Genomic DNA, 15359 nt, shown 5'->3' with positions numbered 1-15359 from the left:
ATGAGTAGAAAAAAACTGGTTCGTTTCAAAGAGAACGAATACAATCCAAACGTTGTCCAGGAAGGAAAAGCCATCTTTGAAGAAGTAAAGGGAAACTGGAACTCCAAGCAATTTCAAAATGATAAACCTTTGGTTGTTGAATTGGCATGCGGAAGGGGAGAATTTACCGTTGGATTAGCCAGAGTTTTTCCAGATCAGAATTTTATTGGTGTAGATATCAAGGGAAGCAGGATTTGGAAGGGTAGTTCTACAGCCACCGCAGAAGGAATTGAAAACGTTGCTTTCTTAAGAACTCAAATTCAGTTGTTGGAAAAGTTTTTTGCTCCTGAAGAGATTTCTGAACTTTGGATCACCTTTCCTGATCCATTTCCAAGAGACGGAGATGAGAAACGCCGTTTGACCTCACCAAAGTTTTTGGAGATGTATAAAACCTTGGTCAAGAAAGATGGAATAATCCATTTCAAAACAGATAATACCGGACTATTTGATTATTCATTAGAATTGGTTCAATCTCGTGAAGACATTGAAGTAATAGGTTTTACCCATGATTTCTATCAAAGTGAATGGAAAGATGATCATTTTGGGATCCAAACTAGATATGAAAAGATGTTTTCCGAAAAAGGAGAAAAGATCAAGTATATGAAAATCAAGTTTGTATAAAGGACTGTCCTTCGTATTAAATATTGAATCCTCCGTCTGAGGTGAAAATTGACCCAGTGATGTAAGAAGAGGCAGGCGAAGCTAAAAATAAGGCTAAAGCACCGATTTCCTCCGGTGTTCCCAATCGTTTGATAGTCAGTTGTTTCATAACGAAATCCATGATTTTCTCATTGGACCAAAGTGGTTCTGAAAATTTGGTTTTGATCAAGCCTGGACAAATGGCATTTACTCTGATTTTGGCTTCACCCCATTCTTTTGCGTAGACTTTGGTCAATGAAGTCAAAGCTGTTTTACTTACTGAGTAAATTCCTAATCCAGGTTCAGGAGAAAAGGCACCAATTGAACTGACATTTATAACGGAAGCATGTGAGGATTTCCTTAGGTGAGGAAAACAAAGTCGTGTCAATTCGAAAGGTGCTTTGACATTGACGTCCATGATTTTGTCGAAGGCTTCTAAGCTAGTTTCATGTACAGGGCCAAACACTGGGTTGGCTGCCGCATTATTGACGAGAATATCAATCTGACCATATTTTTCGACCGTCTTTTCAACTAACACAGGGAGTTCTTCCATGTTACCAACATTGCATGCAATACCAGTAGCTTCATAGCCCTTGGATTTGAGTTGATTTGCTACCTTGTCCAACACCTCTTGCTTTCTACTGCTGATAACTACTTTTGCGCCTGCTGCGGCAAAGATTTCTGCGGTGGCTAAACCAATTCCTTTGGAGGCTCCGGTAATCAAAGCCACTTTGTGATCCAGTGAAAAAAGCTGGGAAAGATCCATGAATAGCGTTTTTGATGTCTTTCCTCAAGATATAAAAAAATATGCCTAGAAATAGACCTCCCAAGGAATATTACTTAGATTTATTTATGAGGTAAAGCAAAAATAAATCGTGATGAAAGAAGTAATATTTGAACAAATAGGAAATCCTTCAGAAGTATTAAAACTAGTTGATTCTCCGATTCCTCAACCCAAAGAAGGTCAGGTTTTGATTAAGATTACCGCAAGAAATATCAATCCTGCCGATATGATGTTTATTCAAGGGAGATACGGAATCCAACCTGTCTTACCAAGCAGTGCAGGTTTTGAGGCTGTTGGCGTGGTCGAAAAAGCCGATGAATCTGGGAAGTTTGAAAAAGGGACTCGAGTGATGTTTTCGGCAATTGGAACCTGGAAAGAATATATCTGTATTCCAGTCTCTTCTGCAATTCCAGTCCCAAAGGAAATGTCTGATGAAATTGCCTGCCAGGCATTTGTCAATCCATTTACCGCCCATGCAATGATTGAAAAGTCTGGTTTGAAAGAGGGAGATTGGCTTTTGATAACTGCGGGAGCATCAGCTTTTGGGAAATTTGCAATTCAAATGGCAAAAGCCAAAGGAATTCAAGTTGCCGCCACCGTAAGACAAGAGGATCAGATTAGCTATTTGAGCAATTTGGGTGCGGACTTGGTTGTAAATTCTGAAAAGGAAAAAATCCATGAAGTGATTCCTGAAAAGACAAATGGGGGAGTCCATGCAGTTTTTGATGCAGTGAGTGGAAAATTGGGTGCTCAGGCATTGAGTTGTTTGAGAAAGAATGGAAAAATGATGGTTTTTGGTGCTTTAAGCTTGAATACAATGCCTATCAATAGTGGTTTGATGATTTTCAAGAATTTGAAAATTGAAGGTTTTTGGCTGAGTACCTGGATGGCTGAAACTGACCCAAAGGAAATGAATGAGGCCTTTTTAAAGGTGTTTAGCTTTTTAATGAATGGGGATTCTCAGATTGATGTTGTTGGTAAATTTCCATTAGAATCCTTTCAAGAAGCCCTAAATGCCTATCAAATGCCGGGAAGAAATGGAAAAATTCTCCTAATTGGTTAAGTTTCTCCAAAATCATTCTGCTTAAAAAAATGATATTCTCATCTTTGTGTTTTGAATAACAAATCAAACAAAAACATAGACCAATGAATTGGGACAAGCTGGATAAAGAGCTAACCGAAATTGTAGAAAAGAGAAATCAACTTGCTTTGATGGATTATAGTGATGAAAGCTATGACGACTTAGAGGAGGCAATCCATGATTTGGAAGATGATTTCAATGAAGAGTATGAGGAAGTGATTGAAAATCAGTTAGAGAAAATCTATTCTGTTTTGAAATCAGATACTGATATTCTTTTACCTACTGCCTATATAGCAAATAAATACAAGCCTTTGCTTCCTGATGCAAACGGAATCGTAAGTTATGAAGTAGGAGGACAAGAAGGTGTCCCAATTGAGTCAGATCAATTTGACAGACAGGATGTAAGATTGGTATTGATTCCGAATCCTGCCAGAATTGTGATGCTGATCAATGGTCGCCAATTGAAGGATGTTTGGAGAAGTAGATAATCCGAATGGAATAATCATAAAAAAGCCCGAATCAGATCAGATTCGGGCTTTTTCTTTATCTAAATCCGAGTTTTTCACGGACTTTTTGAAGTAGTTTTTCTCCAATTTCTTTGGCATGTTCTTCACCTGCAGCCAGCTTCTTTTCGATTTCCTCTGGATTGTTCATGTAGAAGTCAAATGCCTTTCTTTCCTCAGCATATTTCTCCAAAATCAATTCCATGAATTCCTTTTTGGCATGCCCATAGCCATAATTGCCTCCAAGGTATTTTCCTCTCATTTCCTGAATCTGATCCTCAGAAGCCAATAGCGAATACAATTTGAATACATTACAAGTATCCGGGTCTTTAGGCTCCTCCATTGGAGTACTGTCGGTAACAATGCTATTGACATTTTTCTTCAATTGCTTTTCAGGCAAAAATATGTCAATGTAATTGTTGTAGGATTTGGACATTTTCTGACCATCCGTACCTGGGATAGTTTTCACAGCTTCTGAAATCCTTGCCTCAGGAATAGTCATTATATCTTCTCCAACGATTCTATTGAACGTAGTAGCAATATCTCGTGTCATTTCCAGATGCTGCATTTGATCTTTTCCCACAGGAACCAAATCCGCTGAATACATGAGGATATCAGCAGCCATCAATACTGGATAGGTAAAGAGTCCTGCATTAACATCGGCAAGTCTTTCTGCTTTATCCTTGAAACTATGAGCATTGGCCAACATAGGGTAAGGTGTGAAGCAGTTGAGGTACCATGTTAACTCAGTGACTTCAGGTCTTCTTGATTGCCTGTAGAAGACGGTTTTTTCGATATCCAAACCAAAGGCAAGCCAGGCAGCAGCTACAGCTCTCGTGTTTTCTATTCTCAATTCAGGATCTTTAGAACTGGTGAGAGAATGTAAATCAGCGATGAAAATAAAGGATTCTTCAACATTGGCTTTCGCCAACTCAATCGCAGGAACGATCGCACCGAGAATGTTGCCCAGGTGGGGTCTTCCGCTACTTTGTATGCCTGTAAGTACTCGTGCCATTAGTTTAATTTTGGCGCAAAATACGTAAATCAAGCTATAATTCGTTTGGATTTATACGTTATTTGCGGATATGAACTTATTTCGAAAACTATTCACTACTGCTCTATTTCTTTCGGTTTTTGTGCAAGTCTGTCTGTCTCAGGAGACTGTGACTCCAAAACTCATTTGGGAGATCAATAAAATAGATATGGGAACAATCCTAGAAGAGCAGGGACCTCAGGTAGCGGAGTTTCGATTTACACATACTCAAGATTCATTATTCTGGATTGATAGAGTTTGGACTGACTGTGGTTGTACTACAGTGACTTATACTGAGGATACTTTGAATGTAGGAGAGGAGGGGATTTTGCAAATATCCTATGATCCAAGTGCCTCTGCTGGATTTTTCTCAAGAATGATAGTAGTCAAAGGTAATTTAATGGGGACTCAGGATACTTTGTATTTGGAAGGAACTGCAGTCCCTTTTCCTCAGGACCCGGATATTGATTATCCTAACCAACAATTGGGCTTTGGCTTTCGTCAGCAAAAAGTAAATATGGGCGATGTATTTACCAATGAGCCAAAGATCAAGAATGTGGAATTTTTCAATTTCACGAAAGAAACACTTTACCCTGATAGTTTAAGATTTTTTGGACCTGATTATATTCAATTGAGATTGAAGCAGGATAGTGTTCAGGCAAATGAAAGAGGATTGATTCAAGTGATTTATTCAGGTGCTGATAAGAATGATTTGGGCTTTTTTGAAGATCCAGTTCAGTTTTCTTGGTCGGATTCTTTGGTAGTTCAATGGGATGTGATGGCCAATGTTTTTGAATATTTTCCAGCTTTTTCGAAGGAAGATTTAGGAGTGGTTCCCAATTTGAATATTTCTCCAAAGGAAATTGACCTGAAAGAGATCTCTGCCGGAAGTAAGAAGACTGAAACTGTAATATTGACGAATAGAGGTCAAAAAGTCCTTGAAATCCGCAAAATACAGGGCAATTGTGATTGCCTAACCATGACAATGCCTAAGAAAGAGATTACTCCAGGGGAGTCAGTCGAACTTCATTTAGAGTTTGACCCTTCAGGAAGGCAAGGAATAGATCAAAGGAACATTTATGTTTTTAGTAATGATCCATTGAACCCCGTTCAATTGGTGGTTTTAAAAAGTAGGATAAAATAGAGTACATACTTATATTTAAAAAAATCGGACTCTAATGCGTAGTTTTTTTATATCCTTCATTTTTCTAATAAGCTTACTTTCTTTTTCTAGTTCATTTGCCGGTATAAAATATGCTGCTCCTAATGGAAATGATACTAATACAGGTAATAGCCCTGAAAATCCAATAAGCTTAAATTATGCATTTTCCTTAGGCTCCCCACTGAACCCTGGGGATAGTTTGATTTTATTAGATGGCAGGTATGATGGAAACTTCATCTTTGAGAAAAGTGGAACAATTGAAAAACCGATATATATACTTCCACAAAATTCTGGTGAAGCAAAAATCAACCCTGGAATCAATAGAACTAATGGATCTGCCATAACTGTAAATGGTTCGAATGTCTGGTTAATAGGTATTCATATTAGTTCTACTACCGAGGAGAAAAGGGAAGATTTAGGGAATTCTGTAGTTTATGAAACAGGAATTTCTGTTTTTGGCACCAATGTGAAGTTAATTAATTGCTGGATCTATGATGTGTCTGGTGGTGGACTTGAATTATGGAGCCCAGCTCTTGATTTGGAAGTTTATGGTTGTGTAATTTTTAATAATGGAAATCAATCTCCCTACAGAGGAACAGGTCATGGTTTATATGTCCAACATAATCAGGTTAGTAATCCAAAAATCCTTCAGAATAATATTGTGTTTCAGAATGCTTCTCAGGGATTTAATTTATATACAACAAATCCGGAAAATGCAGGGATAATAAGCTTTGAAAATACTTCTTTCAACACTGGAGCAATTGCAAATTTCAATGAGTTTCTATTTAGGCCTCCTCATAATTTTACTATAGGATCACAAAATAATTTGAGTCATCAAATGAAGGTTTATGACAACGTATTTTACTCTGATCTGCAAGGAGGAAGACTATCGAGTGAGAAAGTAAGTAACGTGACAATTGGTAGAAACTATCAACCAAATAATAAAATTGAGTTTTATAATAATTTTTTAATGGGAGGGAGGAATGTTGTTGAATTTCAGCCATTAGAAAATCTTAGATTTTCAGGAAATATTCTATATAATAATCACGGGAAATTTCTTCAATTCTTGACTTTACCTACTTCAATGACAGGTACTTATTGGGATGAAAATTCTTATTTCCAGTCCTCTAATGATCCACAGCCATTTACTGGAAGTAATTTTGCTCAATGGAAGTTGTCTTCAGGTTTTGATCAAACCAGCACATTGGCTTTAAGTATTCCACAAGATCCGAAAGTATTTATTCGAAAGAATAAATATGAAGAAGGCAAGTATTATGTAACAATTGTAAACCCAGGCAAGACTTCCTCGGTGAAAGTTGATTTTTCTCAGTTCGGAATCGAAAATGGAACAGCTTTTCAAATAATAGACTTTCAAAATCCTTTCTTTTCAGAATATAAAATTAATGGGAATTATAATGGGCAACCCTTAGAATTACCCATGAATCATAAATTATCCTTGGCTCCAAAAGGAAATATGCCTCATGATCCTGTTCATACAGATGAATCATTTGGAGTTTTTCAGGTAGTATTTAAGGCAAATAGTGAAAAACCTGTTTTTAAAAATCAAATAGAAGTTGAATTGAATGGTGAGGGAATAGGAAAAACTACACTAAAAGATTACTTGGAAAATGTTCCTGCTTCTAATTGGACAAGTGAGTTTTCTATTGGACCAGATTATTATTGTGATAACCTAGGTATCAATGAAGTTTTGGTAAAAATCTTGGATGGATCAGGAAATGTGTGGTCTCAAGTGGTGAAAGTATTAGTTAAGGATAAAATTTCACCTGTTTTAATTGCTGAATCCAAAGTTCTGGAGTTCGATAAGTCAAAAGGAATTTTAGAGGTAAATCCAGAAATCTTTATTACAAATCTTGATGATAATTGCGGAATTGCAACTGTAAGCCTCAGTAAAACCAGATTTGAATGTGGTGATTTAGAATTAATTCAAGAAATTAAAATAACAGTAAAGGATAATTCAGGTAACGAAACCATTAGAAGCATTTCTGTCGAGTTTTCTACAATTGAATCTCAGAAAGTAAGTCTTCAAGCCAATAAACCACTTTATTCTGGGGGAACAGTAGAATTGTCTCTGGGAGAGGAGTTGGATTATGAGGTGATCTCTTGGTATAGAAATGGTTCAATCATGGATGGAATCAAAGGCAAAACCATCGTTGTGAATCAAGCTGGAAACTATTTTGCAACTCTTCGATTGGCATCAGGATGCATTGTTGAGTCTAATAAATTAGAGATTTCAGTTACAGATGTGCCTTTTGCTCCAGTGAAGGATTTGATCGAATTGAATTTGGATGAAAATGGTGAGGCAAGTTTAGAAATATCTGACTTATTTACTTCCTGGCCACCTTCTCAAGATTTAGAAATCACTACTTCTGACTTGAATTTCGACTGTGAAAGTCTTGGTGAACATACCCTTGAAATAAGGATTGAAAGTCAATCTGGGCAAATTTGGGAGGAAACAACCACTGTTTTGGTAAAGGATAATTCCAAGCCTGTAATTGTTTCTAAGAATGTCAGTTTAAACTTTGATCCTTCAATAGGAGCAATTGAATTGACTCCTGAAATGTTTGTGGAAAGTGTCACAGATAATTGTGGAATCAAATCTCTGACAATTAGTAAACAAGAGGTTGGTTGTGGAGATTTTGCTTCAGAAACCCCCATTGAGATAAGAGCAGAGGATAATTCTGGAAATGTTACTGAGAGCACTGCTACTTTAAATCTGACTTGGGTTGATAGTAAACCAGTCTTTATCGAGGGAGTAACGGAATTGTGCGAAGGAAATAGCACAGAATTGACTCTATCTTCTGAGGCAGAATTTGAAGTGGTCAGATGGAGAAGAAATGGGGTTGAGATAGCTGAACAATCAGGAAAAAACATTACAATCGAGGAAGGAGGAGCATATCATGCTGTGATCAGGTATTCTGGTGGATGTTTGGCAGAAACTGGTGTGTTTGAAGTCCAATTAATTGATATTCCACAAGGTGAGATTAAAGTTGATGGAAATATTTTAATAGCTCCAGAAGGCATGTATACCTATCAATGGTATAAAGGGGATCAAGCTATATCAGGAGCTGCCAATCAAACTTTTGAGGTCAATCAAATGGGAAGCTTTAGTGTTTCTATTACCAATGAATTTGGCTGTTCTACACATTTAAAGGCTGTGGAAATGACAATTTCAGGATTCCCGGGTGGAAAACAAATTGAAGCTGAGGCATTGGTGATTTATCCAAATCCAAGTAAAGCGGAAGTCGTTTTTGAACCAAAAGGTGATTTGGAATTTGCAGAAAACTCTTGGAAAGTCTACGACCTCAATGGAAAGGATGTAGGTCAATCAGTTTTCATGATTCATCAATCTTCAAAACAAATCAGACTGGATGTTTCGACTTTAGCCTCAGGAACCTATTCTGTGATGGTCGAAAGTCATGACCATCGAATCTTCTTGGGTAGGTTTGTGAGGTTGGATTAATTATTTTTCTGATTAACCGCTTTTGCACGACCTTCCAATTAGCCTACGCTAAAAAGGCTATAAGATCGAATACAGGTGAAAGAAGCTTCCTCGACCTGATTTTCAAGGCTTTATTTTAAAAATTTTCATTTAATACTGACGTGAATACAGATTATTTGATAATTATTCTAAGCATTAAAAGAAAATCCCCTGAAGGTTAACTCTAGGGGATTTTTTATTATATGTTTTGATTATCTGTGAAAATTTGTGTTCATATCTGTGGAAATCAGTGGGAAACACCTATTTAAAAGCTGGAATTCCGGTGATTTCATTCCCCAAGATCAATAAATGAATATCATGGGTTCCTTCGTATGTAATTACGGATTCCAAATTCATCATATGACGCATAATCGGATACTCTCCCGTGATTCCCATACCTCCGTGAATCTGTCTGGCTTCTCTGGCGATGTTTAAAGCCATTTCTACATTGTTCCTTTTGGCCATGGAGATGTGAATTGTTTTAGCTTTTCCTTCATTCATCATTTTGCCGACTTTCCAAGCCAATAGCTGTGCCTTGGTGATTTCAGTGAGCATTTCAGATAGCTTTTTCTGAGTCAATTGAAATCCAGCAATAGGCTTTCCAAACTGAATCCGTTCTGCAGCATATTTTCTGGCTGATTCATAGCAATCCATCGCCGCGCCGACCACTCCCCAGGCTATCCCAAACCTTGCAGAGTCCAAACACATCAAAGGAGCTCCTAAGCCAGATTTTCCGGGTAGTAAGTTCTCCTTGGGTACTTTGACATTATCAAATACCAATTCACCTGTACAGGAGGCTCTAAGTGACCATTTGTTGTGAGTCTCTGGGGTGGAAAAGCCTTCCATTCCTCTTTCAACAATTAATCCATGAATTCTTCCTTCTTCGTTTTTGGCCCAGACAACTGCGATATCCGCTTTTGGGGAATTGGAAATCCACATTTTTGCTCCATTTAGCAAGTAATGGTCTCCCATATCCTTGAAGTTGGTGACCATTCCACTTGGATTCGAACCGTGATCCGGTTCTGTCAATCCAAAGCAACCCAGCATTTCTCCTGAAGCGAGTTTGGGAAGATATTTTTTCTTTTGCTCCTCAGATCCAAATTTATAAATCGGATACATAACCAGTGAACCTTGTACGGATGCTGTGGATCTCATTCCCGAATCACCTCTCTCAATCTCCTGCATGATCAATCCGTAGGAAATATAATCTAAACCTCCTCCGCCGTATTCTTCTGGAATTTGAGGGCCAAATGCACCTACTTCTCCAAATTTTTTAACGATTTCTTCAGGAAAATGAGACTTTTGTGCCCAGTCTTCGATGTAGGGTGAAATTTCTTTTTTGACGAAATCTCGGATAGAACTCCTGATCAACTGATGCTCTTCAGTAAGCAAATCATCCAGATCCAAGAAATCAACTCCTTCGAATGTGTCCTGTTTTTGGGATTTATGGATTTCAACTCCCGCCATGGTATTTTGGTTTATTAAAATGAATCAGTGATTTTTGTCGGGCTAATTAAAAATGGCCACCTTTCGAAGTAAATAGAAAGGGGGCTAAAAAACTATCATTTTTCCTAAAAAATACCCATGGCTGAGTACCAGTTTAATCCTGAAATTTTAGAGAAAATCAAGCAACTGGAAGAGAAATACAAAGCATCCGGTCAAGATATGCTTTCCTATCTGGAAGGGCTTCTTTATGCTGATTATCTAACTTATTGGGATTATATCAATTTGGATGTGTTGCTTTCTTTACAGCAGCCCAAAACCAATCAAAAAGATGAGAAGATTTTTATCATGTATCATCAGATTACGGAATTATACTTCAAATTGATAATCAATGAAATAGAGCAGATAGCTGAAGAGAAAAGCCTGAATGAAACAGATTTTTCGAAGCATTTGGATCGTATCATTATGTATTTTGATCAATTGATTGGTTCCTATGCAGTGATGTGGAAGGGGATGGACAAGGATCAATTTTTGAAGTTTAGAATGTCTCTACTTCCTTCATCTGGTTTCCAAAGTGCTCAATATCGAGAAATTGAATTGATGTCTACTGATGCGCATCATTTGGTGACTTTGTTGAAAAGAGATGAGTTTGATTACCATTCTCCAGCTGATGATATTTTTGAACATCTGTATTGGCAACAAGGCGCGATTGAATTGGCTACAGGGGAAAAGACTTTAACATTAAAGACTTTTGAACTCAAATATGCCAAACAGCTTAAGGATTTGATCGAAAGTTATAGAAGGAAAAATATCTGGCAGAAATACATGGAGTTGGAAAATCCTTCTGAGGAACTTACGGAATTAATGAGAAAGTTTGACCTGAAGGCAAACGTGTTTTGGCCATTGGCACATTATAAATCCGCCGTCAGATATTTGCAAAGAGACCCTGTGGATATTGCTGCAACCGGCGGAACCAACTGGCAAAAATATTTACCGCCACGCTTCCAAAAGGTAATTTTCTTCCCTGAGCTTTGGTCAGATGAGGAAAAAGACAATTGGGGAAAAGGATGGGTAGTCAAAGAAATATTTGGAGAGGAAGACTAAAGGTATTCAAGCGAATTAAAAGAGTTTATTTTGATTTAGGTTTACTCTCATCTTATTGGTAACAGGTTGTATCCAGGCTTCTTCCATATCTCCAGGACGGTAGGGGTTTTCTTTTGATTTGGAGGAGGTGATTCTTGCCCGTACATAAAGGTCATCTTCTCCTAATGTATAACTTCCTTTTGTTCCCTTAATTTCTTGAAGCAATACTCCTGAATGAGTTGGGTCTGATTTTTTTGCACCAAAAAATCGGATAGTATAATCAACTCCATCTTCTGGCTTGATTGAGAACTTTAATTTCTTTCCATCAAATTTAAGGTCATTCAGAATGACCCCCGTACTACTATAAAAATCTCCAGACTCCATTGACTCGATAAGATCCTTTGCCTGAAGGGACTTGGCTCGAACCTGCACCCAACCACGACCTGGGTTGCTAGAATTTTCATCAAAGACGTGATAGTTATGCGCGTCATCAACAGCTAATCCATACAAGAGCTCTTTTCCGGCTAAAAGATAAGCTACTTGAACTCGGTCCCATAAAGCTTCCATACTTGGCCTAAGGCTATCTCCGTAATTATGAACCTGGGGATGTCCATTATAAACCTCAAAGAATCTTTCGCCTGTAAGATTTATGATGTCATCAGGTGTAATAGCCCATACGAAATTGGGGTGATTGATATGCAAGAACATAGGATGACCGGATTTTTCCCGTTGCTCCTTAACCTGATCTAAATTATTCTGCAAGATTTGAGTTACAGAATTACCATCAGCTGGTTCAATAAATTCCTGAATGTTTGTCACATTCATATGGATGGGTTTCTTTTCAAAACTTGCCGTGACTTCTTCAGATTGAATAATTAAAAACTTTTCTTTTTCTTCAAAAAGAGGCCGATATTCCTCAAGGGTTTTAAGCTTCACATGCACTCTGCCTGCAGAATCTGTTCTTTGCTCTACCCAATCATCACCATATTTTTCTAAATAATTTTCAAAGGCTAACTCGTGCATCGGAGCTTTCGGAAGCAATTTCCATTTTTCACCTTTTTGAAGGGTGTTGTGATCGGAAAGAACAGCAAAGTCATACCCATGAGATTTATACCAGTCCATGATCATTTCTGGATAATTATCCCCATCACTCCAGTAAGAATGAGTATGAAGATTCCCTTTATACCAATTTTTTGACGAGTTGCAGGAGAAGAAAATTAAAATGGACACTACCCCAAAAAGTAAGCGATATTTCATGAAGAGAAATTTGGATGATCTTTTCTAATCTGAATTCTAGGTTTCAGAATAGTCTAGAAAGGTTTAAATAAATGGACCATTCCAAATTATACCGGATAATTCTCCAAAACAAATGCCTCTGAATTATTATAACAGAATCCATCTACAGCCTTTTCTACATCTTCTCTGGATTTGAGATGATGCAAATGGGGTTTTGCTGGATCTTTTCTAGCCTGCTCGATTTCAAATACCAGGTTATTGCCAAACAACTCAAATTCCAATGCACTTGGATAAGGGTTTACCGGATCAATCAGTCCTTCAAAATCAGTTCCGATGGTAATGGAATTCCAGATTTGAGGTTTTTCAAATTCGTTCAAGTTAGGATTGTTATAAGCACTTAGAATGATGCCTTCAATATTCTCCCAAATCAATTGGACGCCATTTCGCCTAGTATCTTTGTCCTTTTTGGTGATTCCCAGAATTCTCTGATCGAAGGAAAGTCCGAATAAACCTCTCGTTTTCACAATCATCTCGATATCCTCATCACACATATTGATGTTCCAGGCATTGAATAGGCCAGTTTCATCACAATAATCATCCACTTCCTCTTTTTCAAGCTCAATATGTCTGTCAAGTGTAGAAATCCCTGAATAACCACAATGTGAGGCGATCACAGGGATTCTATCATCGTTTTTCAGACATTTCTCTACAAGCGAATAATATTCTTTTCTTGAGCGAGCACTCATGTGCTTTACATCTATCAGAATTCGATATCCAAAATCATCAACTTTTTCAAAATCAGAATTGATCCCCAAAAGCTCTTTGATGATTTTCCTACCGTTGTTGTTGAAGCCACCGTTCATTTTATCCCGCTGATTGAGCAAAAGTTTACCTGTATCAGGAATGGAATGGGCATGTCCACAAAGCTTATTGTCAAAGTGATGGGCAAAGGTGATAAAGAAGACAGGATGTTTCCAAACGTTCTTGATAAACTGAATTCTATCCGATACATCTTCGATGGAATTAATTCTATCAGTTCCTAAAGCATGGGCTCCTTCAACTGTTAAAACCATGGTGATTTCCTGGTCATTGGCTAATGATGCCTTGAGTTCTATCTTAGAGGTAGGGATTCGATATGTGGCATTAGTAGCAACATATTCTTGAGGGAAAAGTCTGGCTCTTTTGGTAGCGGCTTTGAATTCCCCAATGATTTTTCCAGGGACATGGATTTCATTTTTACGGATTAATTTCCCAGAATCCATTGTGACAAATTCCATCTCACGATTGAGTGACTCCCAATAGTCATAATCCGGAGATTGGAAGTAATCCACGACTTTATCCGGAATTCTCATATAAGCAACCTGAATGAAATCTCTGATGGGAAGATGATGGGAAGTAGCAAAAGCCACCAAAAACTTAAACCATTTGTCTTCACCAACCTCGACCTTCATTCCCTTCACAAACTGTCTTTCCAAAGGGTAGAGACTGTTAAAAGTCAATCTTAGGTTTGCATTCCAGCATTTGACCAAATCCATCTGGGAGTAGGAGGCTCCCATCTTTCCTTTAGATTTATTTCTTTCGTTGGATGCAATTACAGTCCAAGGACTGAACTCACCTTTACGCATGAATTTCTTTTGCTTTTCCTGCATCTGAAAATGCGCACGCATATGGTTGTGACAGTGCAGATCTGAAAATTTCCTTTTCATAATTATCTGCTAAAAATGGAACCTTCACCCTTGAAAACGGCTGTGATATCTTCTACTACCGTTGTAGAATTGGTATAATACCAATGATGGACGACTTCATGAAGCAAGCCTTTATCATCCTCAATAGCGGTGACATCGCATTGGTAGATGTCATCCGGGAGGTTTACAGAGTTTTTGGCTCCCCAGCGACCTAGGCGGTTAAAGGCATTTTTGGTCAGCTCTGAAACCCCTAACGCCTGATCTTTATTGTGATAATATACATGGACTCTTTCTCCAAAATCAATTAACCTGTAAAGTGGATTGGGTCTTTCCAAAGCATAATAATCGATATCAGCACCTACCAACACGATTTCGCTAAAGGTAGAATTGATCTCCATTCCGATATCGCAAATTCCCTTGATCATATTTTCAAGAACACGATTTCCCATGCTATGGCAGAGCAAATGAATTTTCTGATTACACATAGGCTTTTTCTCTTCCACAAATTTCTTTTTGAAAAACTCTCGCAAGGAAGCCATGGAACGAGCCAATGCAAAGCCAGATTGCATCGCATCGTAAGCGTCAGAACGGTATTTCAGCATCTTTTTCTTAGCTGGCCAGGTGAATAGCACCAAATGCTTGATTGTAGAAGTTTCAGGTTCTACATAGCGTTTATGAAGCTCAGAGAGCGTTTGCATAGCTGTTTCCAAATCGGATTTGAAACCATGGACAAAAACCAAAATATCTTCTTGAACAAATTCTCCTCCTTTTCCTTTTGCAGCTTTGATGCCTGACTGGTAAAGTTCGTCGAAAACCTGCGTAGAAGGGAATTTTGCCTTATTGACATCTTTATCATCTGCATATTTCTCCAAAGTATCTTCGGGTACTTCTGGTAGAATCTGGATATTGAAATCCTTCAGTTTTTTAGCTTTTGCTGGGTCAAATGAGACTGTTCCGTATCGCAAATTATGTCTTGCTTCCTCATCTCCATCTTTGCGCATATATTCATTTTCATTGACTGAAATGTAGCTACTAGATCGTCGGGAGGTTACTTCTCGGTTGGTTACGATATAATGGGTTACCATATATTTGAAAGTTTAAATTGAAAAATCATTAAAAAGCCTGAATAGTCAGGTAAAGGTGAATCCTATAATGGATACAAAATCAGGTGT

Annotated in this window: 12 protein-coding genes; 6 read left to right on the top strand and 6 right to left on the bottom strand. The window is 37.9% G+C overall.

Annotated elements, in window-relative coordinates; translation table 11 throughout:
• Nucleotides 1-660, top strand: a complete 660-nt coding sequence (trmB, locus tag O0V13_RS03810) for a tRNA (guanosine(46)-N7)-methyltransferase TrmB (protein ID WP_073570383.1) — start codon at nucleotides 1-3, stop codon at nucleotides 658-660.
• 16 nt (nucleotides 661-676) lie between these two features.
• On the opposite strand, the gene O0V13_RS03805 is transcribed toward trmB, so the two are convergent.
• Nucleotides 677-1444: an SDR family NAD(P)-dependent oxidoreductase gene (locus O0V13_RS03805; protein ID WP_268033665.1), complete on the bottom strand. Its 768-nt coding sequence runs from the start codon at nucleotides 1442-1444 to the stop codon at nucleotides 677-679.
• A 112-nt stretch (nucleotides 1445-1556) separates the two neighbouring features.
• Here O0V13_RS03805 and O0V13_RS03800 point away from each other — a divergent pair, with 112 nt between their 5' ends.
• Both O0V13_RS03800 and O0V13_RS03795 read left to right on the top strand, forming a co-directional pair.
• Nucleotides 1557-2525, top strand: a complete 969-nt coding sequence (locus O0V13_RS03800) for a zinc-dependent alcohol dehydrogenase family protein (RefSeq protein ID WP_268033664.1) — start codon at nucleotides 1557-1559, stop codon at nucleotides 2523-2525.
• 83 nt (nucleotides 2526-2608) lie between these two features.
• Entirely contained in the window at nucleotides 2609-3031 is a 423-nt protein-coding gene (locus tag O0V13_RS03795) for a hypothetical protein (protein WP_268033663.1), read from the top strand.
• 55 nt (nucleotides 3032-3086) lie between these two features.
• Here O0V13_RS03795 and trpS read toward each other — a convergent pair whose 3' ends face one another.
• Nucleotides 3087-4061 carry a tryptophan--tRNA ligase gene (gene trpS / locus O0V13_RS03790; protein WP_268033662.1) on the bottom strand — a complete coding sequence of 325 codons (975 nt, stop codon included), beginning with the start codon at nucleotides 4059-4061 and terminating at the stop codon, nucleotides 3087-3089.
• Nucleotides 4062-4131: 70 nt separating this feature from the next.
• On the opposite strand from trpS, the gene O0V13_RS03785 reads away from it, so the two are divergent.
• Together O0V13_RS03785 and O0V13_RS03780 are read left to right on the top strand one after the other, a co-directional pair.
• Nucleotides 4132-5223 (top strand): DUF1573 domain-containing protein, encoded by a 1092-nt coding sequence (locus O0V13_RS03785; RefSeq protein WP_268033661.1) that lies wholly within the window; start codon nucleotides 4132-4134, stop codon nucleotides 5221-5223.
• A gap of 34 nt (nucleotides 5224-5257) precedes the next feature.
• Nucleotides 5258-8722, top strand: a complete 3465-nt coding sequence (locus tag O0V13_RS03780) for a T9SS type A sorting domain-containing protein (protein ID WP_268033660.1) — start codon at nucleotides 5258-5260, stop codon at nucleotides 8720-8722.
• Between the two features lie 279 nt (nucleotides 8723-9001).
• On the opposite strand, the gene O0V13_RS03775 is transcribed toward O0V13_RS03780, so the two are convergent.
• Nucleotides 9002-10207, bottom strand: a complete 1206-nt coding sequence (locus O0V13_RS03775) for an acyl-CoA dehydrogenase family protein (RefSeq protein WP_268033659.1) — start codon at nucleotides 10205-10207, stop codon at nucleotides 9002-9004.
• Between the two features lie 117 nt (nucleotides 10208-10324).
• On the opposite strand from O0V13_RS03775, the gene O0V13_RS03770 reads away from it, so the two are divergent.
• Nucleotides 10325-11287, top strand: coding sequence for a tryptophan 2,3-dioxygenase family protein (locus O0V13_RS03770; protein WP_268033658.1), 963 nt, complete (start codon nucleotides 10325-10327; stop codon nucleotides 11285-11287).
• Between the two features lie 15 nt (nucleotides 11288-11302).
• Here O0V13_RS03770 and O0V13_RS03765 read toward each other — a convergent pair whose 3' ends face one another.
• The 3 genes from O0V13_RS03765 to O0V13_RS03755 form a co-directional block, all read right to left on the bottom strand.
• On the bottom strand, nucleotides 11303-12523 hold the full coding sequence (locus O0V13_RS03765) for a histidinol-phosphatase (protein ID WP_268033657.1): 1221 nt from the start codon (nucleotides 12521-12523) through the stop codon (nucleotides 11303-11305).
• Nucleotides 12524-12609: 86 nt separating this feature from the next.
• On the bottom strand, nucleotides 12610-14208 hold the full coding sequence (locus tag O0V13_RS03760; protein WP_268033656.1) for a membrane dipeptidase: 1599 nt from the start codon (nucleotides 14206-14208) through the stop codon (nucleotides 12610-12612).
• Between the two features lie 2 nt (nucleotides 14209-14210).
• Entirely contained in the window at nucleotides 14211-15272 is a 1062-nt protein-coding gene (locus tag O0V13_RS03755; RefSeq protein WP_268033655.1) for an alpha/beta hydrolase, read from the bottom strand.
• Nucleotides 15273-15359 lie beyond the last annotated feature (87 nt).

The organism is Algoriphagus sp. PAP.12, assembly GCF_026652115.1.
Classification (GTDB): Bacteria; Bacteroidota; Bacteroidia; order Cytophagales; family Cyclobacteriaceae; genus Algoriphagus.
This window is presented reverse-complemented; position numbering and strand designations above follow the sequence as displayed.

Excerpts from the sequence above, each read along its gene's own strand:
- O0V13_RS03805 (WP_268033665.1), bottom strand. The coding sequence starts at position 1,444 with ATGGATCTTTCCCAGCTTTTTTCACTGGATCACAAAGTGGCTTTGATT.
- O0V13_RS03775 (WP_268033659.1), bottom strand. The coding sequence starts at position 10,207 with ATGGCGGGAGTTGAAATCCATAAATCCCAAAAACAGGACACATTCGAA.
- O0V13_RS03795 (WP_268033663.1), top strand. The coding sequence starts at position 2,609 with ATGAATTGGGACAAGCTGGATAAAGAGCTAACCGAAATTGTAGAAAAG.
- O0V13_RS03770 (WP_268033658.1), top strand. The coding sequence starts at position 10,325 with ATGGCTGAGTACCAGTTTAATCCTGAAATTTTAGAGAAAATCAAGCAA.
- trpS (WP_268033662.1), bottom strand. The coding sequence starts at position 4,061 with ATGGCACGAGTACTTACAGGCATACAAAGTAGCGGAAGACCCCACCTG.
- O0V13_RS03800 (WP_268033664.1), top strand. The coding sequence starts at position 1,557 with ATGAAAGAAGTAATATTTGAACAAATAGGAAATCCTTCAGAAGTATTA.
- O0V13_RS03760 (WP_268033656.1), bottom strand. The coding sequence starts at position 14,208 with ATGAAAAGGAAATTTTCAGATCTGCACTGTCACAACCATATGCGTGCG.
- trmB (WP_073570383.1), top strand. The coding sequence starts at position 1 with ATGAGTAGAAAAAAACTGGTTCGTTTCAAAGAGAACGAATACAATCCA.
- O0V13_RS03755 (WP_268033655.1), bottom strand. The coding sequence starts at position 15,272 with ATGGTAACCCATTATATCGTAACCAACCGAGAAGTAACCTCCCGACGA.
- O0V13_RS03785 (WP_268033661.1), top strand. The coding sequence starts at position 4,132 with ATGAACTTATTTCGAAAACTATTCACTACTGCTCTATTTCTTTCGGTT.
- O0V13_RS03780 (WP_268033660.1), top strand. The coding sequence starts at position 5,258 with ATGCGTAGTTTTTTTATATCCTTCATTTTTCTAATAAGCTTACTTTCT.
- O0V13_RS03765 (WP_268033657.1), bottom strand. The coding sequence starts at position 12,523 with ATGAAATATCGCTTACTTTTTGGGGTAGTGTCCATTTTAATTTTCTTC.